25 protein-coding genes are annotated in these 23,654 nt (G+C 62.2%); 16 read left to right on the top strand and 9 right to left on the bottom strand.

Going from position 1 to position 23,654, the window contains the following annotated elements:
- Positions 1 to 37: 37 nt before the first annotated feature.
- On the bottom strand, positions 38 to 565 hold the full coding sequence (locus PM2_RS22560) for a hypothetical protein (protein WP_028699584.1): 528 nt from the start codon (positions 563 to 565) through the stop codon (positions 38 to 40).
- Positions 566 to 780: 215 nt separating this feature from the next.
- On the opposite strand from PM2_RS22560, the gene PM2_RS22565 reads away from it, so the two are divergent.
- On the top strand, positions 781 to 1,779 hold the full coding sequence (locus tag PM2_RS22565) for a sensor domain-containing diguanylate cyclase (protein WP_016711831.1): 999 nt from the start codon (positions 781 to 783) through the stop codon (positions 1,777 to 1,779).
- 81 nt (positions 1,780 to 1,860) lie between these two features.
- Here the strand turns inward: PM2_RS22565 and lpdA are convergent, their stop codons facing one another.
- The 4 genes from lpdA to PM2_RS22585 are packed head-to-tail and all read right to left on the bottom strand — an operon-like array spanning position 1,861 to position 6,807.
- Positions 1,861 to 3,240, bottom strand: coding sequence for a dihydrolipoyl dehydrogenase (gene lpdA, locus PM2_RS22570; protein WP_028699583.1), 1,380 nt, complete (start codon positions 3,238 to 3,240; stop codon positions 1,861 to 1,863).
- A 2-nt stretch (positions 3,241 to 3,242) separates the two neighbouring features.
- On the bottom strand, positions 3,243 to 4,514 hold the full coding sequence (locus PM2_RS22575) for a dihydrolipoamide acetyltransferase family protein (protein WP_028699582.1): 1,272 nt from the start codon (positions 4,512 to 4,514) through the stop codon (positions 3,243 to 3,245).
- The gene (locus PM2_RS22580; protein ID WP_012273542.1) at positions 4,515 to 5,573 is read right to left on the bottom strand and encodes an alpha-ketoacid dehydrogenase subunit beta; all 1,059 of its coding nucleotides are present in this window, start codon (positions 5,571 to 5,573) and stop codon (positions 4,515 to 4,517) included.
- Position 5,574: 1 nt separating this feature from the next.
- On the bottom strand, positions 5,575 to 6,807 hold the full coding sequence (locus PM2_RS22585) for a 3-methyl-2-oxobutanoate dehydrogenase (2-methylpropanoyl-transferring) subunit alpha (protein WP_016711828.1): 1,233 nt from the start codon (positions 6,805 to 6,807) through the stop codon (positions 5,575 to 5,577).
- Between the two features lie 198 nt (positions 6,808 to 7,005).
- Between PM2_RS22585 and bkdR the strand changes: the two genes are divergently transcribed.
- The 3 genes from bkdR (at position 7,006) to PM2_RS22600 (ending at position 10,373) form a co-directional block, all read left to right on the top strand.
- Positions 7,006 to 7,491 (top strand): Bkd operon transcriptional regulator BkdR, encoded by a 486-nt coding sequence (bkdR, locus tag PM2_RS22590; protein ID WP_012273540.1) that lies wholly within the window; start codon positions 7,006 to 7,008, stop codon positions 7,489 to 7,491.
- 171 nt (positions 7,492 to 7,662) lie between these two features.
- On the top strand, positions 7,663 to 8,904 hold the full coding sequence (locus tag PM2_RS22595) for a glutamine synthetase family protein (protein WP_161775525.1): 1,242 nt from the start codon (positions 7,663 to 7,665) through the stop codon (positions 8,902 to 8,904).
- A 128-nt stretch (positions 8,905 to 9,032) separates the two neighbouring features.
- The gene (locus PM2_RS22600; RefSeq protein ID WP_016711826.1) at positions 9,033 to 10,373 is read left to right on the top strand and encodes an MFS transporter; all 1,341 of its coding nucleotides are present in this window, start codon (positions 9,033 to 9,035) and stop codon (positions 10,371 to 10,373) included.
- Positions 10,374 to 10,463: 90 nt separating this feature from the next.
- On the opposite strand, the gene PM2_RS22605 is transcribed toward PM2_RS22600, so the two are convergent.
- From PM2_RS22605 to flgA, 4 genes are all read right to left on the bottom strand, one after another.
- Complete coding sequence (locus PM2_RS22605; RefSeq protein WP_016711825.1) at positions 10,464 to 11,207, bottom strand: flagellar brake protein; 744 nt, start codon at positions 11,205 to 11,207, stop codon at positions 10,464 to 10,466.
- A 79-nt stretch (positions 11,208 to 11,286) separates the two neighbouring features.
- Positions 11,287 to 11,754: a flagella synthesis protein FlgN gene (locus PM2_RS22610; RefSeq protein WP_028699581.1), complete on the bottom strand. Its 468-nt coding sequence runs from the start codon at positions 11,752 to 11,754 to the stop codon at positions 11,287 to 11,289.
- Positions 11,755 to 11,803: 49 nt separating this feature from the next.
- Positions 11,804 to 12,118: a flagellar biosynthesis anti-sigma factor FlgM gene (gene flgM, locus PM2_RS22615; protein WP_016711823.1), complete on the bottom strand. Its 315-nt coding sequence runs from the start codon at positions 12,116 to 12,118 to the stop codon at positions 11,804 to 11,806.
- Positions 12,119 to 12,283: 165 nt separating this feature from the next.
- Positions 12,284 to 13,036, bottom strand: a complete 753-nt coding sequence (gene flgA, locus PM2_RS22620) for a flagellar basal body P-ring formation chaperone FlgA (protein WP_016711822.1) — start codon at positions 13,034 to 13,036, stop codon at positions 12,284 to 12,286.
- Positions 13,037 to 13,113: 77 nt separating this feature from the next.
- On the opposite strand from flgA, the gene PM2_RS22625 reads away from it, so the two are divergent.
- The 12 genes from PM2_RS22625 to flgJ all read left to right on the top strand — a co-directional run bounded on the left by PM2_RS22625 (position 13,114) and on the right by flgJ (position 23,651).
- Positions 13,114 to 14,043: a chemotaxis protein CheV gene (locus tag PM2_RS22625; protein WP_010955104.1), complete on the top strand. Its 930-nt coding sequence runs from the start codon at positions 13,114 to 13,116 to the stop codon at positions 14,041 to 14,043.
- Between the two features lie 51 nt (positions 14,044 to 14,094).
- Positions 14,095 to 14,922, top strand: a complete 828-nt coding sequence (gene cheR / locus PM2_RS22630; protein ID WP_004575768.1) for a protein-glutamate O-methyltransferase CheR — start codon at positions 14,095 to 14,097, stop codon at positions 14,920 to 14,922.
- A gap of 305 nt (positions 14,923 to 15,227) precedes the next feature.
- On the top strand, positions 15,228 to 15,638 hold the full coding sequence (gene flgB, locus PM2_RS22635) for a flagellar basal body rod protein FlgB (protein WP_016711821.1): 411 nt from the start codon (positions 15,228 to 15,230) through the stop codon (positions 15,636 to 15,638).
- A 2-nt stretch (positions 15,639 to 15,640) separates the two neighbouring features.
- Positions 15,641 to 16,084 (top strand): flagellar basal body rod protein FlgC, encoded by a 444-nt coding sequence (gene flgC / locus PM2_RS22640; RefSeq protein ID WP_027609421.1) that lies wholly within the window; start codon positions 15,641 to 15,643, stop codon positions 16,082 to 16,084.
- Between the two features lie 15 nt (positions 16,085 to 16,099).
- Positions 16,100 to 16,804, top strand: a complete 705-nt coding sequence (flgD, locus tag PM2_RS22645) for a flagellar hook assembly protein FlgD (RefSeq protein WP_016711819.1) — start codon at positions 16,100 to 16,102, stop codon at positions 16,802 to 16,804.
- A 31-nt stretch (positions 16,805 to 16,835) separates the two neighbouring features.
- Positions 16,836 to 18,590 (top strand): flagellar hook-basal body complex protein, encoded by a 1,755-nt coding sequence (locus tag PM2_RS22650; RefSeq protein ID WP_016711818.1) that lies wholly within the window; start codon positions 16,836 to 16,838, stop codon positions 18,588 to 18,590.
- Positions 18,591 to 18,662: 72 nt separating this feature from the next.
- Positions 18,663 to 18,851: a hypothetical protein gene (locus tag PM2_RS22655; RefSeq protein WP_016711817.1), complete on the top strand. Its 189-nt coding sequence runs from the start codon at positions 18,663 to 18,665 to the stop codon at positions 18,849 to 18,851.
- A gap of 205 nt (positions 18,852 to 19,056) precedes the next feature.
- A complete protein-coding gene (locus PM2_RS22660) occupies positions 19,057 to 19,797 on the top strand; it encodes a flagellar basal body rod protein FlgF (protein WP_027609423.1) in 741 nt (246 codons plus the stop codon).
- Positions 19,798 to 19,845: 48 nt separating this feature from the next.
- The gene (gene flgG / locus PM2_RS22665; RefSeq protein ID WP_012051601.1) at positions 19,846 to 20,631 is read left to right on the top strand and encodes a flagellar basal-body rod protein FlgG; all 786 of its coding nucleotides are present in this window, start codon (positions 19,846 to 19,848) and stop codon (positions 20,629 to 20,631) included.
- A 36-nt stretch (positions 20,632 to 20,667) separates the two neighbouring features.
- Positions 20,668 to 21,363 carry a flagellar basal body L-ring protein FlgH gene (flgH, locus tag PM2_RS22670; RefSeq protein ID WP_016711815.1) on the top strand — a complete coding sequence of 232 codons (696 nt, stop codon included), beginning with the start codon at positions 20,668 to 20,670 and terminating at the stop codon, positions 21,361 to 21,363.
- 12 nt (positions 21,364 to 21,375) lie between these two features.
- Positions 21,376 to 22,485 (top strand): flagellar basal body P-ring protein FlgI, encoded by a 1,110-nt coding sequence (locus PM2_RS22675; RefSeq protein WP_027609424.1) that lies wholly within the window; start codon positions 21,376 to 21,378, stop codon positions 22,483 to 22,485.
- 11 nt (positions 22,486 to 22,496) lie between these two features.
- Positions 22,497 to 23,651: a flagellar assembly peptidoglycan hydrolase FlgJ gene (gene flgJ / locus PM2_RS22680; RefSeq protein WP_028699580.1), complete on the top strand. Its 1,155-nt coding sequence runs from the start codon at positions 22,497 to 22,499 to the stop codon at positions 23,649 to 23,651.
- The last annotated feature ends 3 nt before the right edge of the window (positions 23,652 to 23,654 follow it).

The raw sequence follows: 23,654 nt of genomic DNA on the forward strand, positions 1-23,654 counted from the left end.
GTCGGGTGGCGCCCCCGACAGGCCTCGTCGCCAATCCTCACACGTGGCTTATCGCGTCTTCATTGCCATCTGATGTGCCGTCTGCCTGGGAGAGCTGTTCTTGTGCTTTCTCCTGGACCTGGTTCTCGATCTCCTCTTGCAAGCGCTGAGCGATCAACTCGCCGACCTTGGCCTTCACCTCTGGCGGCAGGGCTTCGTACTGCGCTTCGGTCAGGCCAATTTCGCTGAGCAGTTTTTCCTTGATCATCTCGCCGTGCGATTTGGACATCAGCTCCTGAAACGCTTGCCGGGCAGTGCTGGTGGTCAGTTGCTCCGTGCTTTCCTGCCCGGTTACGCCAGAGCCAAGGTTTTGCAGCATCACCTTGAGTTTGGCGAAAGCCTCCTCCCGGGCATCCTCAGCGTTCTGCTGCGCCGTGTTGCCTTGGTTTTGCTGCTGGGCTGTCGTGCTGGCGGTGGTGATTGCCGTGCGGAAATCCGTAGCCTGCGCCACAGCCTGTTCATCGTTGGTGCGCTGTGGTTGATGGAGCGTGGGCTGCCAGCTGACGCCGTTGTGGGCGATTATCATGTTTCCTCCTTGGAAATCGTGTTGGTAGGCGTTAAGCGCAAAAGCCATGCCAGCGCTATGCCGGCTGGAAATTGGGCGTTGGAGCTATTCCGGTTGCACGCTGGCGGGCATATGCTTGCCCGTCACAGGCATGATTTTGCCGCGTGCGGCAATAACCACCATTGTCGGCAGCCCCTTGACCGGAGCGCAGTTGCTGGGCATCAGGGAGAGCGTCCATGAATCAGGAAACCAGGCCGGCCCCCGCTGGCTTCAGTGAACAGCAGTTGCACACATTGTTCGAGTTGATCAGCGATGGCATCTGGGACTGGAATGCCAACACCGGCTACGTCTATCGCAACCCGGGCTGGTACGCGATGCTCGGCTACGCCAGCCACTCCATGGCCAACTCGGTACTGACCTGGGAAAGCGTGATTCACCCGGAAGACTACCCACGGGTAATGGCGCATTTCGAGGCGTACATCAGTCAGCGCAACGAGCGCTACCTCATCGAATACCGCTGCCGTTGCCACGATGGCAGCTACCTGTGGATCGAAGACAGCGGCTACATCATCGACCGTAACGAAGACGGTTCGGTGGCGCGCATGCTCGGTGCGCACCGCAACATCGACGCCGGCAAACGCCTGGTGGCGCAGCTGGAGCAGAAGAACCAGTCGCTGGAAGGGCAAGTGGCCGAGCGCACCCGTGAGTTGTCCCGGGTGAACCAGCAGTTGCAGCGGCAACTGGACGAGAACCGTGAGTTGGCCGAGCGCGATGCGTTAACCCGCATTGCCAACCGCTATCGGTTGGAAAAGGCCTTGCAGCTGGAGTGCGAGCGGGCTCAGCGTTTCCGCCAGCCGTTGTCGCTGATCGCCATGGACCTGGATGATTTCAAACCGATCAACGACCGCTACGGGCATGCCCGGGGCGATGCAGCGCTGGTGCGGATGGTCGACAGCCTGCGGACCTGCCTGCGCGAACTGGACCTGTTGGCGCGCTGGGGCGGGGACGAGTTCGTTATCGTAATGCCGCAGAGCACGCTGGGCGAGGCGCTGGATGTCGCCGGGCGCTTGCGCCAGGTGATGGCGCAACTGGAGCCGGTGGGCGAATGCCGACTGACCATGAGTTATGGCGTGGTGCAGTGGCAGGAAGGGGAGGACCAGCATGCACTGCTGGCACGGGCTGACAAGGCGCTGTACCGGGCCAAGGGGGCTGGCAAGAACGCCATTGCAGAGTAACCGGTGCTGGCCGCATGAATGAAAAAAGACCCGCAGCGCCTCTCGGCGCGGCGGGCCAAATCGGCCTCGGCCGCTTCAGTGTCAGATATGCAGGGCGTGGCCCAGGGCACGCAGTGCCGCTTCCTGTACCGCTTCACCCAGGGTCGGGTGGGCATGGATGGTACCGGCCACATCCTCCAGGCAGGCACCCATCTCCAGCGACTGGGCAAACGCCGTGGACAGCTCGGAAACCGCCACGCCAACCGCTTGCCAGCCCAGGATCAGGTGGTTGTCACGCCGCGCGACCACGCGCACGAAACCGCTTTTCGACTCCAGGCTCATGGCCCGCCCGTTGGCGGCGAACGGGAACTGCGCGACGATGCAGTCCAGGCCTTGCTGACTGGCCTGTTCCGGCGTCTTGCCGACCACGACCACTTCCGGGTCGGTGAAGCACACGGCGGCTATCGCAGCGGGTTCGAAGCGGCGTGCTTTGCCGGCGATGATCTCGGCCACCATCTCGCCCTGGGCCATGGCCCGGTGCGCCAGCATCGGTTCGCCGGCCACGTCGCCGATGGCCCAGACGTTGTGCATGCTGGTCTGGCAGCGCTCGTCGATGGCAATGGCGGCACCATTCATCTTCAGGTCCAGGCATTCCAGGTTGAAGCCCTTGGTGCGTGGGCGGCGGCCCACGGCTACCAGCACCTGGTCGGCTTCCAGGCGCAGTTGTCCGCCCTTGCCATCGTTGGCCAGCAGGCAGCCATTTTCGTAACCTTCGACGCTGTGGCCAAGGTGCAGGGCGATACCCAGCTTTTTCAGCGACTCGGCCACCGGGGCGGTCAGTTCGCTGTCGTAAGTCGGCAGGATGCGCTCGCGCGCTTCCACCACGCTGACCTGCGCGCCGAGCTTGCGGTAGGCGATGCCCAGCTCCAGGCCGATGTAGCCACCGCCCACCACCACCAGGTGTTGCGGCAGGGCTTTCGGTGCCAGGGCCTCGGTTGAGGAAATCACCGGCCCACCCAAGGGCAGCATCGGCAGTTCGATACTGCTGGAGCCCGTGGCCAGCAACAGGTGCTCGCACTGGATGCGCTGGCCATCCACCTCGACCTGCTTGCCATCAAGCACCTTGGCCCAGCCGTGCACCACCTTCACCCCGTGCTTTTTCAGCAGGCCGGCGACACCGGTGGTGAGGCGGTCGACGATGCCGTCTTTCCAGGCCACGCTCTGGCCGATGTCCAGGCGTGGCGAAGCCACGCTGATGCCCAGCGGCGAGGGTTCGGTAAAGCGCGAGGCCTGGTGGAACTGCTCGGCCACATGGATCAGCGCCTTGGACGGAATGCAGCCGATGTTCAGGCAGGTACCGCCCAGCGCCTGGCCTTCCACCAGCACGGTAGGGATGCCCAGTTGCCCAGCGCGGATGGCCGCCACATAGCCGCCAGGGCCGCCGCCGATGATCAACAGGGTTGTCTGGATAGTCTGTTGCATGCTCACTCCACGAACAGGCAGGCGGGTTGTTCGAGCAGGCCACGCACGGCCTGGATGAACAGGGCGGCGTCCATGCCATCGACCACGCGGTGGTCGAACGAGCTGGACAGGTTCATCATCTTGCGCACGACGATCTGGCCGTCGATCACCACGGGCCGCTCAACCATGCGGTTGACACCGACGATTGCCACTTCCGGGGTGTTGACCACCGGCGTGCTGACGATGCCGCCCAGGGCGCCGAGGCTGGTCAGGGTAATGGTCGAACCGGACAGCTCTTCGCGGCTGGCCTTGTTGTTGCGCGCAGCGTTGGCCAGGCGTGAAATCTCACCGGCATTGGCCCACAGGCTGCCCGCTTCGGCGTGGCGCAGCACAGGTACCATCAGGCCGTTGTCACCTTGTGTGGCGATGCCCACATGCACCGCGCCATGGCGGGTGATGATCTGCGCTTCGTCATCGTAGGTGGCGTTGATCTGCGGGAAGTCACGCAGCGCCACGACCAGGGCGCGCACCAGGAACGGCAGCAGTGTCAGCTTGCCGCGGCTGTCGCCATGCTTGCTGTTGAGCTGCTGGCGCAGGGCTTCCAGGGCGGTGACGTCGATTTCTTCCACATAGCTGAAGTGCGCGACCCGGCGCTTGGCGTCCTGCATGCGCTGGGCGATCTTGCGGCGCAGGCCGATCACCGGCACCTGCTCGCTGTCGGTGCGCCTGGCATAGCCATTGGGGGTTTGCCCGGCAGCGCTTTGCGGTTTGCTCATGAACGCGTCGAGGTCTTCGTGCAGGATGCGCCCGGCCGGGCCGCTGCCGTGTACATAACGCAATTCGATGCCGGCATCGAGGGCACGTTTGCGCACCGCCGGCGAGGCCAGCGGCTTGTCGCCCGGCTGGCGCGGCACGATGGGCGCTGCGTCGTGGCTGGCTGACGCCTGGTACGCCGCCGGTTTAACGTCTTTCTGTGGTTCAGGTTTAGCGGCTACCGGTGCCGCAGGCACTTCGGCCGGCTTGGCTTGCGGCACATCCACATGGTTGCCGCTGCCTTCCACTTCGATGCGGATCAGCTCACTGCCGACCGCCATCACTTCACCTGGCTGGCCACCTAAGGCCAGCACCTTGCCGCTGACCGGCGACGGGATTTCCACGGTGGCCTTGTCGGTCATGACGTCGGCTACTACCTGGTCCTCGGCGATGATGTCGCCCACCTTGACGAACCATTCCACCAACTCGACCTGCGCGATGCCTTCGCCAATGTCCGGCATCTTGATGACGTGCGTGCCCATTCAGACCTCCATGACCTTTTTCAATGCCGCACCTACCCGCGAAGGCCCTGGGAAGTAAGCCCATTCCTGCGCGTGAGGGTAGGGGGTGTCCCAACCGGTGACGCGCTCGATCGGCGCCTCCAGGTGGTGGAAGCAGTGCTCCTGCACCAGCGACACCAGTTCTGCGCCAAAGCCACAGGTACGGGTGGCCTCGTGTACTACCACGCAACGGCCGGTCTTTTTTACCGACTCGACGATGGTGTCCAGGTCTAGCGGCCACAGGCTGCGCAGGTCGATCACTTCGGCATCCACGCCACTTTCTTCGGCGGCCACCTGGGCCACGTACACGGTGGTGCCATAGGTGAGCACGGTCACGTCATTGCCGGGGCGGGTGATGGCGGCCTTGTCCAGTGGCACGGTGTAGTAGCCATCGGGCACGGCGCTGTGCGGGTGTTTCGACCACGGCGTAACCGGGCGGTCATGGTGGCCGTCGAACGGGCCGTTGTACAGGCGCTTGGGCTCCAGGAAGATCACCGGGTCGTCGCATTCGATCGAGGCAATCAGCAGGCCTTTGGCGTCGTACGGGTTAGATGGCATCACGGTGCGCAGGCCGCACACCTGAGTGAACATCGCTTCCGGGCTCTGGCTGTGGGTCTGGCCGCCATAGATACCGCCACCGCAGGGCATGCGCAGGGTCAGCGGGGCGATGAACTCGCCGGCCGAACGGTAGCGCAGGCGGGCCATTTCAGAAACGATCTGGTCGGAGGCCGGGTAGAAGTAGTCAGCGAACTGGATTTCCACCACCGGGCGCAGGCCGTAGGCACCCATGCCCACGGCGGTGCCGACGATCCCGCTTTCAGAGATGGGCGCGTCGAACACGCGGGACTTGCCGTACTTGGTCTGCAGGCCTTCGGTGCAGCGGAACACGCCGCCGAAGTAGCCGACGTCCTGGCCGTACACCACCACATTGTCGTCGCGCTCAAGCATGACATCCATGGCCGAGCGCAGGGCCTGGATCATGGTCATGGTAGTGGTGGCCATGGCGGTTTCCGGGTTGATGCTGTTGTTGTGGTCGTTCATCTCAAACCCCCAGTTCCTGGCGTTGGCGGCGCAGGTGGTCGGGCATCTCCTTGTACACGTCCTCGAACATCGAGGCGGCGCTCGGGATGTGACCGTTGGCCAGGGTGCCGTACTGCTCGGCTTCTTTTTGCGCAGCAATCACGGCCGCTTCGAACTCGGCCGTGGTGGCCTGGTGTTCTTCTTCGGACCAGTGGCCGATCTTGATCAGGTGCTGCTTCAGGCGGGCGATCGGGTCACCCAGCGGGAAGTGGCTCCAGTCATCGGCAGGGCGGTACTTGGACGGGTCGTCCGAGGTCGAGTGCGGGCCGGCACGGTAGGTGACCCACTCGATCAGGCTCGGGCCCAAACCACGGCGGGCACGTTCGGCAGCCCAGCGCGAAGCGGCGTAAACGGCGACGAAGTCGTTGCCGTCCACCCGCAGCGAAGCGATGCCGCAGCCCACGCCACGGCCGGCGAAGGTGGTCGACTCGCCACCGGCGATGGCCTGGAAGGTTGAGATGGCCCACTGGTTGTTGACCACGTTGAGGATCACGGGGGCGCGGTAAACGTGGGCAAAGGTGAGGGCGGTGTGGAAGTCTGACTCGGCCGTGGCGCCGTCACCGATCCAGGCCGAGGCAATCTTGGTATCGCCCTTGATGGCCGAGGCCATGGCCCAGCCGACGGCCTGCACGAACTGGGTCGCCAGGTTGCCGCTGATGGTGAAGAAGCCAGCCTCGCGCACCGAGTACATGATCGGCAGCTGGCGGCCCTTGAGGGGGTCGCGTTCGTTGGACAGCAACTGGCAGATCATCTCCACCAGCGACACGTCGCGGGCCATCAGGATGCTTTGCTGACGGTAGGTGGGGAAGCACATGTCGGTGCGGTTAAGCGCCAGCGCCTGGCCGCTGCCGATGGCTTCTTCGCCCAGGCTCTGCATGTAGAAGGACATCTTCTTCTGGCGCTGGGCAACCACCATGCGGCTGTCGAAAATCCGCGTCTTGAGCATGGCGCGCATGCCTTGGCGCAGGATCTGTGGGTCGATGTCTTCGGCCCACGGGCCTTGGGCGTCGCCTTGCTCGTCGAGCACGCGGACCAGGCTGTAGGACAGGTCGGCGGTGTCGGCAGCGTCGACATCGATAGGGGGTTTACGGGCTTGACCTGCATCGTTCAGGCGCAGGTAGGAAAAATCGGTCTGGCAGCCTGGCCGGCCGGTGGGCTCGGGCACATGCAAACGCAGGGGGGCGTACTCGTTCATGCTTTTTACGCTCGCTCGGGTATTTGTTTTTGTGAGCTCTGAAGCGGCCGCCGCTGAGTACCGGCTTGTGACTGGTAAGTCAGCGTCCCCTACATCTTAGTGGTCCGGCAGGAGAATTTTTCTCTCAAGTTGATTGCCTTTGCCGAGCGGGGCAGATAAACATTCCGCATAAACACAAAAAACCGGTGATTTTGTCTCATGCGCAAACTCGATCGTACCGATATCGGCATTCTCAACAGCCTGCAGGAAAACGCCCGCATCACCAACGCCGAGCTGGCACGCTCGGTCAACCTGTCGCCCACGCCCTGTTTCAACCGGGTGCGGGCCATGGAAGAGCTGGGGGTGATCCGCCAGCAGGTGACCTTGTTGTCGCCCGAGGCGTTGGGGCTGGATGTGAATGTGTTCATCCATGTCAGCCTGGAAAAGCAGGTAGAGCAGTCGCTGCACCGCTTCGAGGAAGAAATTGCCGAACGGCCCGAGGTGATGGAGTGCTACCTGATGACGGGCGACCCGGATTACCTGTTGCGGGTACTGCTGCCGAGTATTCAGGCGCTGGAGCGGTTTCTCGATTACCTCACGCGGTTGCCGGGGGTGGCGAATATACGCTCGAGTTTTGCCTTGAAGCAGGTGCGGTACAAAACCGCTTTGCCCCTGCCGGCCAATGGCATGACCTTGCGGGAGTAGTGGCCAGCACAGGTGTTAAAGAGGGTGCTTGATATTTTAAACACCCCCAGCCTATGTTGTTGTCAGCGCACAACAACAAGGACAAGCGTCATGAGCACCGCTCAGCTTCAGGGCATCGATGAAATCGAATGCGTCACCCCCGACCTCAACGGCGTGCCGCGCGGCAAGGTGATGACCGCCGAGGGCTTCCTCGAAGGCCGCCGTCTGCAGATGGCACGCGGGGTGTTGCTGCAATGCATCATGGGCGGTTACCCGCCGGCGAAGTTCTATGGCAGCGACGACGGCGACCTGGCACTGGTCGCCGAACCCAGCCAGGTCCATCGCCTGCCCTGGAGCAACGACGGCCGCGCCCTGGCCATTTGCGACGCCAATGAACTGGATGGTCGTCCCTCGGCACTGTCCACCCGTGGCCAGCTCAAGGCCGTGATCGCCCGCTATGCGGCGCTGGGCCTGGCCCCAGTGGTGGCGACCGAGCTCGAATTCTTTGTCTTTGCCCCCAACAGCGACCCGCAGCAACCGTTCCAGCCCCCCGTAGGCATCGATGGCCGCCGTGAGCTTGGCCACTCGGCGTTCAGTATCAGTTCCAACAACGGCCTGCGCCCGTTCTTCAAGGAGGTGTACCGGTGCATGGCCGCGCTCGGCCTGCCGCGCGACACCTTCATGCATGAAATGGGTGTCAGCCAGTTCGAGATCAACCTGCTGCACGGCGACCCGCTGCTGCTGGCCGACCAGACCTTCCTGTTCAAACACCTGCTCAAGGAAGTGGCACTCAAGCACGGGCTGACCGTGGTGTGCATGGCCAAACCGCTGGCGCGCACGCCTGGCAGTTCCATGCATATTCACCAGAGCCTGGTCGATACCGGCAGCGGGCGTAACGTGTTCAGCGATGAGCAGGGCCAGCCTACCGAAACCTTCCACCATTTCATTGGCGGCCTGCAGGCATGCATGGCCGACTTCACTGCGCTGTTTGCGCCCAACGTCAACTCGTACCAGCGGCTGTGCCACCCCTATGCTTCGCCGAACAACGCCTGCTGGTCCGAGGACAATCGTGCAGCAGGCCTGCGCATCCCGGCCAGTGCACCGGTAGCGCGGCGGGTGGAAAACCGCTTGCCCGGCGCCGACGCCAACCCCTACCTGGCCATCGCCGCCTCCCTGGCCGCGGGGTTGCATGGCATCGAGCAGCGCCTGCAACCTTCGCCGGCGATTCAGGGCGAGTTCGAAGTGCCGGAGCACTTGAGCTTGCCATGCACCCTCCATGCGGCGCTGGAGCGTCTCAAGCGCAGCGCGCTGGCGCGGGAACTGTTCGGCGGTGAGTTCATCGAAGGCTACATCGCCAGCAAGACCCTGGAGCTGACCGATTTCTTCGACGAAATCACCCCGTGGGAGCGCCGGGTGCTGGCGGCACAGGCCTGATCGCGACACGACCTGCACCGGACACGCCCCGGCTGCACCATTTTGCAGTCGGGGGCCTGCACTGACCGGCGTTTGCCCTTATGCTGCTAGCACCTACCGCCACCTGACCAGGGAGCATTGCGGGACGTATGCGAAATGTATGGAAGCCGTTTCAGTCGTTGTATTTCGCCGCGCTGATGATGTTGATCGGCTCGGGCCTGCTCAGTACCTACCTGGCGTTGCGCCTGGCGGCCGACCACGTCGACAGCCTGTGGGTGGGCGCGTTGATGGCGGCCAACTATTTTGGCCTGGCGGTGGGCGGCAAGGTCGGCCACCGGCTGATCGGCCGGGTAGGGCACATTCGCGCCTATGCCACCTGCGCCGGCATCGTCGGTGCGGCAGTGCTTGGCCATGGCCTGACCAGCTGGCTGCCGGCCTGGGTCGGGCTGCGCATGATCGTGGGCCTGGGCATGATGTGCCAATACATGGTCATCGAGAGCTGGCTCAACGAGCAGGCTGACGTGAAGCACCGTGGCGCGGTGTTCAGCGGCTACATGATCGCATCGTACCTGGGGCTGGTGCTTGGCCAGCTGATCCTGGTGGTGCACCCCGCGCTTGGCCCGGAGCTGCTGATGCTGGTGGCGATGTGCTTTGCCTTGTGCCTGGTGCCGGTGGCGATGACCCGGCGCATTCACCCGGCGCCCTTGCGCCCGGCGCCGATGGAGCCGAAGTTCTTTATCAAGCGTGTGCCGCAATCGCTCAGTACGGTATTGGGCTCGGGATTGATCGTCGGCTCGTTCTACGGCCTGGCGCCCTTGTATGCCTCCAGCCAAGGGATGACCACCGAGCAGGTCGGTCTGTTCATGGGTAGCTGTATTTTCGCTGGCCTTTTGGTGCAGTGGCCACTGGGCTGGTTGTCTGACCGTTACGACCGGGCGGTGCTGATTCGCAGCGTGGCAATAGGCCTGGCGTTGGCTGCTGCGCCCTTGGCGATACTGCCCAGTGTGCCGCTGGAGTTGCTGTTCGGTATCGGCTTTTTGATTTCGTTGCTGCAGTTCTGCCTGTACCCGCTGGCGGTGGCGTTTTCCAACGACCACGTGGAAAGCGAGCGGCGGGTGTCGCTGACCGCCATGCTGCTGGTGACCTACGGTGTGGGTGCGTGCATCGGGCCACTGGCGGCGGGCGTGCTGATGAAGGTGCTGGGCGCACAGATGCTGTATGCGTTCTTTGTGTTCTTCGCCCTGGTGCTGGTGTGGCGCATTCGGCCGAAAGCGGTTACCGGGCTGCACCAGGTTCAGGATGCGCCGCTGGGCCACGTGGCGATGCCGGCGGCCGGTTCGCCGTTGTCGGCAGCGCTGGACCCACGGGTGGATGAGCAGACCGTACAGGACATGATGCAGGCGCCGGTAGCGGCTGAAGATACCGAGGATGAAGAGAAGGGGGCTGAGCCACAGGCCGCTGAACCGCAGGAGGCCAGCAAGTCGGTGTAAGCCAGTACCGGCCTCTTCGCGGGGCAGGAAGAGCACAAATGAAAACGCCACCTCAGCAGGTGGCGTTTTTGCTTAACAGCTAGCCGACGATCAGTAGTCGTCCTTGTCGAACCGCCGCGCCTCACGCTGCAGCTGGTACACAAAGCTCTCGATCTTGCGCTGTGCCTGCCCGCTCAGGTTATGGAAGCGTACGCCGGCAAAGGTGGTGTTGATGCGCTCTTCATAGTGCAGGTGGCGCAGTTCGACCATGGTGTCCACCAGGCCCAGCGGGTTGCCCGCCTTGAAACGCTCGTACACCTGGCCCAGTTGCAGGCGGTCTTCGACGTTGCCTTCAAAGCGCAGTTTGCAGCCGGTAGCCGAGATATCCAGCAGTTTGCCGCGCAGGGCGCCGTTGCCCTTCAGGTGAGCGCCGTCGAGGATGATATCGACCAGCTGCGACAACTTCAGCGCGGCGCGGAAGGCATTGCGGCGCTGGTGGTAGGTCATCTCTTCTGGCATGGGGCCGCTGTAGCAGCGGTGGCCGTCGACTTCGGTAATCTTCAGCGCGTGGTTGCATTCCCAGGCGATGCGCACGCCATCGTGGAAACCTTCGATGCGGAAGTGCTCGCCGTTCTCGATGAACTTCTCACCATCGCGGGGGATCATTTCGTCCAGGGCCAGGGTGTTGCTTTCACGGTCCACATGCACCACATAGCTCTGAAAGCGCTGGCTACGGTCGTGGAAGGTGATGATGAGGGGGTCGTGGCTTTCCTGCAGCTGCCGCAAGTTGGCCGCAATCTCCAAAGGGGTGCTCAGCACCTTTGGCGGTTGCGGGGCATCGGATTCATTGAACACGGCTTATCGTTCTCCAGGCAAAAGCGACACACGCAAGTAACGGCATTTTGCCAGTATGTTCCGTGCCTTGATAGAAAAATCACACTTGGCTGAGGGCCCGTGGCTTGGCCAGCGGCGAGGTGCTGCCGCGGCTGTCGTACAGCGACGGCGAATCGCCGCCCATGAGGATCCGGATCTGGTTGCTGGTGACGTGTTGCTGCACCTGGATGATCCGGCCATTGGTCTCGTTAAGCTGTTGGCAGGCTTGCATCAACTGGCTGATCACGTCGAGTTGTTGCAGGATCAACTCACCGTTGGGCGATTGTGCCGCCACCGCCTCCACACCGGCGCGGTCTGCGCTCAGGCCAAGGCTGGTAAGCAGGTTGTTGCGCCGCAGGCCTTGCTGCTCGAGCAACACGATCAATGACTGCTTGCGGGCCAGAATACTTTCCAGCGGGGCCATATCGCGGCCATGCAGGGCTACAGACTCCTTTTGCAGGAGGTCGAGCAGTTCCTGCATCGGGGCAATGTCGTCTTCGATCAGTTGCAGCAAGGTGATGTCGTGCATGGCTAACTCTTGGCTTTTCTAGCGTCCGTGAAGTCAGCGCGCCGTACGGTCAGCGCTGGGCTTCGAAATCGAGCAGTTTGCTGGCGACCCGGCCAGCATCGACCTGGTAGCTGCCGTCGGCGATCGCCTGTTTCAACTGGGCCACGCGGGCGCTGTTGACCACGGGCTCGTCGCGCAGCTTGTCGCTGATCTTCTGCAACTGCTGGGCCTCTTGGCTGAGGTGCACCGCTTCTCCGCTGGCGCTGGTGGCGCTGGCCGCTTCCTGGCTGGCTGCCGGCTTTTCGGCGCTGCCCGACGCGGAGTTGCCGCGCACACCGCCCGTGACGGACGGCGAGTTATTCAAACGACTGAAGTCGATGACCATGATCAGAAACCTCTGGGTATTTGGACGCTTGCCTTGTTTTCGGCCAACCCGATAGAAACTTTAGGCACAAATGCATCGCCGCCTGTCGGCAGGCTCGCGTAACCCGTTTTCTGACACAGTTTAGGAAATGCGGTTCCTCACCGCCAGCGCAATCGGGCGGCTGGCTTACATACTGACCTCGACCTGGCCGGGGCCGGTCACCCTGGCCTTGACCACCCGCTTGGAATTGAGGTTGCGTACCCGGATCTGCTCGCTCAGGCCGCCCTTGCTCAGGGCCTCGCCCGGCATACGCACGCTCAGGCTGCCGCTGCGTGCAATGATCACCACCTGGTCACCCTTGCGGACCACTTCGGCCTGTTCCAGGTGTTGTGGGGTGAGCACCTGGTCGATCACCGTGGGGCGCAGCATCTTCATGCCCACTGCCTGGTCCAGTTCAGTCAGAAAGCCCTGGCCAAGGGTGCCGACATCGCGCTCGCGCAGGGCCACGTCGCCTTCGCCAACCGTGTTGTCGCGCTTGAGCGGGCGGGTTACCACCACCACGTCGCGGAACAGCCGTACGGTAGCCGGCACAAACACTGTCCACGGGGCTGCGCTGTCGCAGCGAACCCGCACCGTCACCCGTCCCAGTGGCTGCGCGGGGCTTTCCAGCGAGGCGTCCAGTGGCTGGCTGCACAGCGGCATGCGCAGGCGCGGGTCCAGCGGGTTGACCTGGATTTCGTAACGGCCTGCGGTCTGGGTGGTGGCCAGGTAATCTTCTACGGTGAATTCAAGAAACCCTTGGGTGACACCGATAAGTTGTTCAGGCAAGGTGAACGCGTCCGCTAACGTACGAACGCCGGGCGCCAGCAGGCACAGCGTGGCCAGCAAGCCGGTCAGCAGGCGCGTCAATCGTCGGAAAAATGTCGTTTTCGTGTGCATGACGCTCAAAAAAGCAAAGCCCGTGCCGACTCGCTACCTGAGTTGCAACGAAAGGCTGAAAGATTAAGGAGTCTGGCATGGCGGGTGTTATGGATTCGGTCAACCAGCGCACGCAGCTGGTGGGGCAGAATCGCCTGGAATTGCTGCTGTTTCGCCTCAATGGCGAGCAGCTTTACGGCATCAACGTGTTCAAGGTCAGGGAAGTGCTGCAATGCCCTGCGCTGACCCTGCTGCCCAAGGCGCACCCGGTGGTGCGTGGCGTTGCCAACATTCGCGGGGCGACCATCCCGATTCTCGACCTGTCGATGGCCACCGGGTTGCGGCCGCTGCAGGAAGACACGCGCAACAGCTTCGTGATCATCACTGAGTACAACACCAAGACCCAGGGCTTCCTGGTGCACTCGGTGGAGCGCATCGTCAACATGAACTGGGAAGAGATCCATCCGCCACCCAAGGGCACTGGCCGTGACCACTACCTGACGGCGGTCACCCGGGTGGACAACCGGATGGTCGAGATCATCGATGTGGAGAAGGTGCTGGCCGAAGTGTCGCCATCGTCGGAATCGGTATCGGCCGGGGTGATCGACGCCGAAGTGCAGGACAAGGCCGTGCTGATGAGGGTGCTGACCGTCGACGATTCGTCGGTAGCGCGCAAGCAGGTCAGCCGTTGCCTGCAGACCGTGGGGGTGGAGGTGGTGGCGCTCAATGATGGCCGTCAGGCCCTGAACTACCTGCGTCAGCTGGTGGACGAGGGCAAAAAGCCGGAAGAAGAGTTCCTGATGATGATCTCGGACATTGAAATGCCGGAAATGGACGGCTATACGCTAACGGCGGAGATCCGCAGCGACCCGCGCATGCAAAAATTGCACATCTGCCTGCATACTTCGCTCTCCGGGGTGTTCAACCAGGCAATGGTCAAGAAGGTCGGCGCCGATGACTTCCTGGCCAAGTTCAAGCCGGACGACCTGGCCCAGCGGGTGGTCGACCGGATCAAGGCAGCGCATTGAAGCAGCCGGGGGCAGGCCCCCGGCACCAGTGATTGAAAAGAGGCGGCAGTAGTGTCTACGGGTAATTTGGATTTCGAACAGTTCCGGGTATTCCTGGAGAAAGCCTGTGGCATCCTGCTGGGCGAGAATAAGCAGTACCTGGTTTCCAGCCGTCTCAACAAGCTGATGGAACAACAGGGCATTAAGAGTCTGGGCGAGCTGGTACAGCGCATCCAGGCCCAGCCGCGCGGCGGTTTGCGCGAGCAGGTGGTGGATGCCATGACCACCAACGAGACCCTGTGGTTTCGCGATACCTACCCGTTCGAAGTGTTGAAGAACAAGGTGATTCCCGAGTTCATCCGCAACAACCCTGGCCAGCGCCTGCGCATGTGGTCGGCGGCCTGTTCGTCGGGGCAGGAGCCGTATTCCATCTCGATGGCCATCGACGAGTTCGAGCGCAGCAATCTGGGCCAGCTGAAGATGGGGGCGCAGATTGTGGCCACCGACCTGTCAGGCACCATGCTCACCAACTGTAAGACCGGTGAGTACGACAGCCTGGCGATTGCCCGCGGCCTGTCGCAGGAGCGCCTGCAGCGCTACTTCGACCCCAAGGGGCCAGGACGCTGGGCGGTGAAGCCGGCCATTCGCAGCCGCGTCGAGTTCCGCTCGTTCAACCTGCTCGACAGCTATGCCAGCCTGGGCAAGTTCGACATCGTGTTCTGTCGCAACGTGCTGATCTACTTCTCGGCGCAGGTGAAGAAGGACATCCTGCTGCGCATTCACAGCACCCTGAAGCCGGGTGGCTACCTGTTCCTCGGCGCCTCGGAAGCCCTGAACGGGTTGCCGGATCATTACCAGATGGTGCAGTGCAGCCCGGGGATCATCTACCAGGCCAAGTAAGCACAAAGGCCGGCAGCGAAAGTTGCCGGCCTTTTTGTTTGCCTGTACCGGCCTCTTCGCGGGCGCGCCCGCGAAGAGGCCGGTACAGGGGAAAGACTGACGTCAATTTTTTGATTTGCCGCTTTTGCCACCCGCCAATTGCCGCTTTCACCGCCCAAGGCGGAAGGCCTTTGCCGCTTTTCTGGCATCACCCTGACACCACCGTCCCTCGAAAGCCTGTGTTTCCGGGCTTTTCACGCGTTGGCACAGCCCTTGCTATACCTTGCTCAACGACATTCCGGTCAACCTCTGAAGGTTTCCCCGACATGAGCATCAGCTTCGACAAGGCGCTTGGCATTCACGAAAAGGCACTGGGCTTCCGCGCCCAGCGCGCTGAAGTGCTGGCCAACAACATCGCCAACGCCGACACGCCCAACTACAAGGCGCGTGACATGGACTTTTCTTCGGTGCTCGCCGCCGAAACCAGCAAGCAGCAAAGCGGCCGCTTCGCCATGGACCGTACCAACAGCCGGCACATCGAAGCCGAAGGCCTCGCCATCGCCGCTGACGATACCCTCAAGTACCGCACGCCGCTGCAGCCGTCGATCGACCAGAACACCGTGGACGCGCAGATCGAGCAATCGAACTACACCGAAAACGCCATCGGCTTCCAGGCCAGCTTCACGTTGCTCAACAGTAAATTCAAAGGGCTGGTTTCCGCCCTGCGGGGAGAATGACCATGTCCCTTTCCAGTGTTTTCAACATTGCCGGTAGCGGTATGAGCGCGCAGAACACGCGCCTGAATACCGTGGCGTCCAACATCGCCAACGCCGAGACCGTGTCTTCGAGCATCGACCAGACCTACCGCGCTCGCCACCCGGTGTTCGCCACCACCTTCCAGGACGCACAGGCCGGCAGCAGCCAGTCGCTGTTCGAAGACCAGGGTGAGGCAGGGCAGGGCGTGCAGGTAAAAGGCATCGTCGAAGACCAGAGCACCCTGGAGGCCCGTTACGAGCCGAACCACCCGGCGGCGAACAAGGACGGCTACGTCTACTACCCGAACGTCAACGTGGTCGAGGAGATGGCTGACATGATCTCTGCCAGCCGCGCGTTCCAGACCAATGCCGAACTGATGAACACGGCCAAGACCATGATGCAGAAAGTGCTGACCCTGGGGCAGTGATAAGGAATTCGGACCATGGCAATCGATACTAACGGTGTGAACCTCAATGACGTGCTGTCGGCGTCGGGCGTGGGCACCAGCACCAAAAAGACCACGGACACTGCATCCAAGACTGGCACCGATTCGCTCGGCAAAGATGCTTTCCTGCAGTTGCTTGTCACCCAGATGCAGCACCAGAACCCGCTGGACCCGCAGGATAACGGCGAGTTCGTTGCCCAGCTGGCGCAGTTCAGCAGCCTGGAAGGTATTACCTCGCTGAACGACTCGGTCAGCGCCATCACCAGTGCCATGGCTTCGTCCCAGGCGCTTCAGGCATCGTCGCTGGTAGGGCGGTCGGTGGTGGTTCAGAACGACAAGGCCGTGGTTGACACCGCTGAAAGCTTCAATGCCCAGTTCGTTGTGCCCCAGGCCATCAGTGAAGCGAAGATCACCATCAAGGACAAGGACGGCAACACGGTCAAGACCATCGAGTTGGGTGAGCAGAAAGCCGGTTACGCCGACTTCATCTGGGACGGTACCAACAACAGTGGCGAGAAAGTGGACCCGGGCACTTACACCTTCACTGCAAGCACCACAGTCGATGGCAAGGCGGTGCAAATGAGCACGCTGTTGCCGGCCAAGGTCACCAGTGTCAGCTTCAGTGCCTCGGGCGAAATGGTGCTCAACCTTGCCGGTGTAGGCAAGGTCTCCCTCTCCGACGTGCAAACCATCGGTATCTAAGGCCCGCTAGAGCGGCAAAAGGAGCGAATTCATGTCTTTCAATATCGGCCTTAGCGGTCTGTACGCAGCCAACAAGCAGCTGGATGTCACCGGCAACAACATCGCCAACGTCAATACCACGGGCTTCAAGTCCTCGCGCGCCGAGTTCGCGGATGTGTATGCAGGCGCCAACCGCCTGGGTGTGGGCAAGAATCAGGTGGGCAATGGTGTGCGGCTGGCGGCCATTTCTCAGCAGTTCACCCAAGGTGATGTAAACACCACGGGCAACGTGCTGGACATGGGCATCCAGGGGCAGGGCTTCTTCGTGCTGTCTGACAACGGCTCGAAGGTATACACCCGGGCGGGCTCCTTCCAGCCAAGCAAGGACAACTTCGTCGAAACCTCCGATGGCCTGCGCCTGCAAGGTTACATGGCGGATGCCACCGGCAAGATCCAGAAAGGCGTCCTGACCGACCTGAAGATCGATACGTCGGCATTGCAGCCCAAGCCGACCTCGTTGATCGACCAGGGCATCAATCTGAACTCCTCGGCGGCCTCGATTCCTTTCCTGGTGTATGACAACACCAAGCCGCCGTCCATGGCTGCATTCGACCCGGCGGACCCAAGCACTTATCAGCGCTCCAGCACCAGTACCGTGCTGGATGCTAACGGTGTTCAGCACGAAGTGCAGCAGTACTACCGCAAGACCGACACCAACGAATGGACCATGTACACGCTGGTCGACGGTCGCAACCCGTTCGACCCGGCCAGTACCACCCCGCTGGCCGGCACCATCAACTACAACAGTGATGGCACCATCGGCTCCATGGTGGCTGACACCACGGGCGTGCCAAGTGGTGCTTCGTTCACGGTCAGCAATGGCGCGTTTGCCATGACCGGCTGGGTGCCGGCCACTCAGGATGCCAATGGTGACTGGGTTGCCAGTGGTGCGGCAGGTACCGACCAGTCGCTGGGTGTCACCTCGCCTGCCTTGGTGGCGAACAAGCCGTTCGACCCTTCCGACGATACGACCTATACCCGCTCGTTCCCGACCAAGGTGTATGACAGCCAGGGCAACGAACACACCATGGAGCAGTTCTATCGCAAGACCGGTACCAACGAGTGGACCATGTACACCCTCGTTGACGGGCGCAACCCTTTCAATCCGGGCAGCACAGAGCCGCTGGTGGGCACGATCGCATTCAACAGCGATGGCTCGGTCAACTCGATGACAGCCGACAACACCGGGCACCCAGCGGGCACCTCGTTCACGGTCGTCAACAATACCTTCAGCATGATTGGCTGGGTGCCGGCAGCCGAAGATGCTTCGGGTAACTGGAGTGCCAACGGTGCGGTGGGCGATGCTGCCGGCATGAAAATGTCGATGGCCAGCACCACCTCCTACAACACTGAAACGGCGCGTATGTCTCAGTCCCAAGACGGTTATGCCACGGGCATCCTGTCCAACCTGAGCATCGACGCGACGGGTGTATTGTTCGCCTCCTTCAGCAATGGCCAGTCGCGCGCCATTGGTCAGGTAGCGCTGGCGAGTTTCGCCAACGAGCAGGGGCTGCAGCAAATCGGCAGTACCCGTTGGACCGAGACCTACAACTCGGGCATTCCGGGTATCGACTCGCCGAAAACCGGTACCTTGGGCGCGATCGAGTCCAACTCGCTGGAAGGCTCCAACGTCAACCTGACGCAGGAGCTGGTTGATCTGATCAAGGCGCAGAGCTACTACCAGGCGAACGCCAAGACCATTTCGACCGAAAGTACCGTCATGCAGACCATCATTCAGATGACTTGATCGTGATTGTTTGAGTGCGTACAGGCGAACCCCTTTCTCGTGAAGGGGTTCGTCGTTTTTGCAGGAGGGGTGATGAAAAGGCTGTTTGTCGCAATGCTGGTTGCCTGCTGTCTTGGTCAGCTGCAGGCGGCGCCAGCGCCTTACTGGCGATGGGAAAGCCTGGTGGATGGGCGTCTGGTGTGTTCGCAGTGGTCGCCAGGTGAGGGCTGGAGGCGCTTTGCCGGGCCTTACAACAATGCGCGTTGCCGTGACCTGCCGTAGGCACGGGGTTGCCTGTAGATGAACCCGTTTTGCCGCCAGCGGCAAAGCAGCGCCGGATAACCGGCGGCTGTCGCCGCCCGGGCTTTCCCAATTGCCCGTATTCATGGGCTTTTTCGTGCTTTTGGCAAGTTGGTTCGGAACTTGCTTTAGCCCCTGTAGAGCAACGGCGAACGGCAACCGGCCGCCAGTGCAACGGAGGATGATTGTGGACAAGATGCTTTATGTGGCCATGACCGGGGCCAGCCAGAACGCGCTGGCGCAGAAGGCGCATGCCAACAACCTGGCCAACATTTCTACCAATGGTTTTCAGCGTGACCTGGAGCAGGCGCGTTCGATGCCGGTGTTCGGTGACAGCTTTCCGGCGCGTGCCTTTGCCATGACCGAGCGCCCGGGCACCGATTTCAGTGAAGGCCCGATGGTGGAAACCGGCCGCGACCTGGATGTGACCGTGAGCGGTAATGGTTTCATCGCCGTGCAAGCGCCAGATGGCAGTGAAGCGTATGTGCGTACCGGTAGCCTGAACATCGACGCCCTCGGGGTGTTGCGTGCTGGCAACGGCATGCCTGTGCTCGGCAACGGCGGCCCTATTGCCATCCCGCCAGAGCAAAAGGTCGAAGTCGGCTCCGATGGCACCATCAGCATCCGCTCCATGGGTGAAGACCCACGGGTGATGGCAGAAGTCGACCGCATCAAGCTGGTCAACCCCGACACCAAAGGCCTGACCAAAGGCCAGGACGGGCTGATTCACACCACGTCTGGCCAACCCGCCGATGCCGACATCAACGTGCGGGTGGTATCGGGCTTTCTGCAAGGCAGCAACGTCAACGCTGTCGAGGAAATGACCTCTGTACTGGCGCTGTCCCGTCAGTTCGAACTGCACGTCAAGATGATGAACGCGGCCAAGGAAGGCGATGAAGCCATGGCGCGTGTTTTGCAACTCGGCTAACCACATTTGAACGGGTGCCGTAAATCAGGCGCACGAGGAGAACACTAAATGCTTCCGGCTCTCTGGGTCGCTAAAACCGGCCTGTCCGCACAGGACACCAACCTGACGGTCATCTCCAACAACCTGGCCAACGTCTCGACCACCGGCTTCAAGCGTGATCGTGCCGAATTCCAGGACCTGCTGTACCAGATCAAGCGTCAGCCAGGTGCGCAGTCTACCCAGGACAGCGAGCTGCCGTCGGGCCTGCAGGTCGGTACCGGTGTGCGCATTGTCGGCACGCAGAAAAACTTCCAGACCGGCAGCTTGCAGACCACGGAGAACCCGTTGGACATGGCCGTCAATGGCCGTGGCTTCTTCCAGATCCTGCAACCTGACGGCACCGTCTCCTACACCCGCGACGGTACGTTCCACCTGAACTCCGACGGCCAGATCGTCAACGCCGATGGCCTGGCGCTGGAGCCTGCCATCGTGGTCCCGAACGACGCCCAGACCTTCACGGTCGGCCAGGACGGCACCGTGTCGATCACCACCGCCGGCAACCCGGCTGCGCAGGTTATCGGCAACATTCAGACCGCCGACTTCATCAACCCGGCTGGCCTGCAGGCAATGGGTAACAACCTGTTCCTGGAAACCGCTGCCAGTGGTGCGCCGCAGGTCGGCACCCCAGGCCTCAACGGCTTCGGCACTACCCTGCAGCAGACGCTGGAAAACTCCAACGTCAGCACGGTGGAAGAGCTGGTGAACATGATCACCACCCAGCGTGCCTACGAGATGAACTCCAAGGTCATCTCCACCGCCGACCAGATGCTGTCGTTCGTGACCCAACAGCTCTAAGCCCTGTCGCTTCGTTACACCCGTGAGGTATGCATCATGAATCGTCTGTTGTCCGTGTTCGCCCTGGGGGGGGCGGTGTTGCTGGCAGGTTGCGTCGGCCCGACGCCCAAGCCCAACGACCCGTACTATGCGCCGGTCCTGCCGCGCACCCCGTTGCCGGCGGCGGCCAACAACGGTTCGATCTACCAGGCCGGTTTCGAGCAGAACCTGTACAGCGACCGCAAGGCGTTCCGGGTAGGTGACATCATCACCATCACGCTCAACGAACGCACGTCCGCCAGCAAGAACGCCGGTTCGCAGATCCAGAAAAACAGCAACGCCAACATCGGCCTGACCTCGCTGTTCGGCACTACGCCAAACACCAACAACCCGTTTGGCGGCGGTGATCTGTCACTGGAGGCCGGCTACAACGGCGAGCGCACCACCAAGGGGGATAGCAAGGCTACCCAGGGCAACACCCTGACCGGCTCCATCACCGTCACCGTGGCCGAAGTGCTGCCCAACGGCATCATCGCCGTGCGTGGCGAGAAGTGGCTGACCCTGAACACAGGCGAAGAACTGGTGCGTATTGCCGGCATGATCCGCGCTGACGATATCGCCACTGACAACACCGTGCCGTCCACCCGTGTAGCCGATGCGCGCATCACCTATTCCGGTACCGGCTCGTTCGCCGATGCCAGCCAGCCCGGGTGGCTGGACCGCTTCTTCATCAGCCCGCTTTGGCCTTTCTGAGTACGGATGACCATGTTCAACGTGAGGCAGCTGATTGCCACAACCCTGCTCTTGTCCTGTGCGTTCGCTGCCCAGGCCGAGCGCCTGAAGGACATTGCCAGCATCTCTGGCGTGCGTTCCAACCAGTTGATCGGTTACGGCTTGGTGGTAGGGCTGAACGGCACGGGTGACCAGACCACCCAGACGCCATTCACCCTGCAAACCTTCAACAACATGCTGTCGCAGTTCGGCATCAAGGTGCCGGCCGGCTCCGGCAACGTGCAGCTGAAAAACGTCGCGGCGGTGTCGGTGCATGCCGACCTGCCGGCGTTCGCCAAGCCTGGCCAGGTGGTGGACATTACCGTTTCCTCGATCGGTAACTCGAAGAGCCTGCGCGGCGGCAGCCTGCTGATGACCCCGCTCAAGGGTATCGATGGCAACGTCTACGCCATTGCCCAAGGCAACCTGGTCGTCGGCGGCTTTGATGCAGAAGGCCGTGACGGCTCGAAGATCACCGTCAACGTTCCGTCGGCCGGCCGTATTCCGGGTGGTGCCAGTGTCGAGCGTGCGGTGCCGAGCGGCTTCAACCAGGGTAATACCCTGACCCTGAACCTCAATCGCCCCGACTTCACCACCGCCAAGCGTATCGTCGACAAGGTCAACGACCTGCTCGGCCCTGGTGTGGCACAGGCCGTGGACGGTGGTTCGGTGCGCGTCAGTGCCCCGATGGATCCAAGCCAGCGCGTGGATTACCTGTCGATCCTGGAAAACCTCGAAATCGACCCGGGCCAGGCCGTGGCCAAGGTAATCATCAACTCGCGCACCGGCACCATCGTCATCGGCCAGAACGTCAAGGTGTCGCCAGCGGCGGTCACCCACGGCAGCCTGACCGTGACCATTACCGAAGACCCGATCGTAAGCCAGCCCGGGCCGTTCTCCAACGGCCAGACCGCCGTGGTGCCGCGTTCGCGGGTCAATGCCGAGCAGGAAGCCAAGCCCATGTTCAAGTTCGGGCCGGGCACCACGCTGGATGAAATCGTCCGCGCGGTAAACCAGGTGGGCGCAGCGCCTGGCGACCTGATGGCGATCCTTGAAGCCCTGAAACAGGCCGGCGCCTTGCAGGCCGACCTGATCGTGATCTGAGGACGGCGCGGATGAACAGCAAAAGCTTGGTTTCCGGCAGCGCCGACAGCGGTGCCTACACCGACCTCAATCGCCTGAGCTCGCTCAAGCATGGCGACCGCGACAGCGATGCCAACGTGCGCAAGGTCGCCCAGGAGTTCGAGTCGCTGTTCATCAGCGAAATGCTCAAGGCCTCGCGCAAGGCCAGCGACGTGCTGGCCGACGACAACCCGATGAACACCGAAACGGTGAAGCAGTACCGTGACATGTATGACCAGCAACTGGCTGTGAGCATGTCGCGCGAAGGTGGCGGTATCGGGCTGCAGGATGTGCTGGTGCGCCAGCTGTCGAAGAACAAGGCCAGCCCGGCCAGCACCAGCCCGTTCGCACGTACCGAGGGCAATGCCCCTGCGTTGTGGGGCAACAAGGTGGCCGAGCCGGTGCATGCCGCCCAGTCGACCGCGACCCGCAACGACGTCGCAGCACTCAATTCACGGCGCCTGGCACTGCCGAGCAAACTCACCGACCGCTTGCTGGCCGGCATCGTGCCGTCGGCGGCCACTGCCAACACCGCCACTGTGCCTGCCCGTGACGGCCAGCAAGTGGCCAAGGCCTTCGCCGTGCCGGACAACGGCCTGCGCATCGTCGGCCGCGCCGTGGCCCAGCCGCCGCTGGCGCCGAACAAAGCCTTTGGCGACAGCGATGAATTCGTCGCCACCATGCTGCCGATGGCCGAACAGGCGGCCAAGCGCATTGGTATCGACCCACGCTACCTGGTGGCCCAGGCCGCACTGGAAACCGGGTGGGGCAAGTCGGTCATGCGCAACACCGACGGCAGCAGCAGCCACAACCTTTTCGGTATCAAGGCCACTGGCAACTGGGACGGCGGCGAGGCGAGGGCGATTACCAGCGAGTACCGTGATGGCCAGTTCGTCAAGGAGACGGCGGTGTTCCGTTCGTACGATTCCTACCAGGACAGCTTCCACGACCTGGTCAGCCTGCTGCAGAACAATTCACGCTATCAAGATGCGGTGAAGGCCGCCGATAAACCAGAACAGTTCGTGCAAGAGTTGCAAAAGGCCGGGTATGCCACCGACCCGAATTACGCCAGCAAGATCTCGCAGATCGCAAGACAGATGAAGTCGTACGAGCACTACGCAATGCTCGGTACCGCAACAAAACTTTAAGGG

Origin of the sequence: Pseudomonas monteilii NBRC 103158 = DSM 14164 (assembly GCF_000730605.1) — a bacterium.
GTDB classification, from domain to species: domain Bacteria; phylum Pseudomonadota; class Gammaproteobacteria; order Pseudomonadales; family Pseudomonadaceae; genus Aquipseudomonas; species Aquipseudomonas monteilii.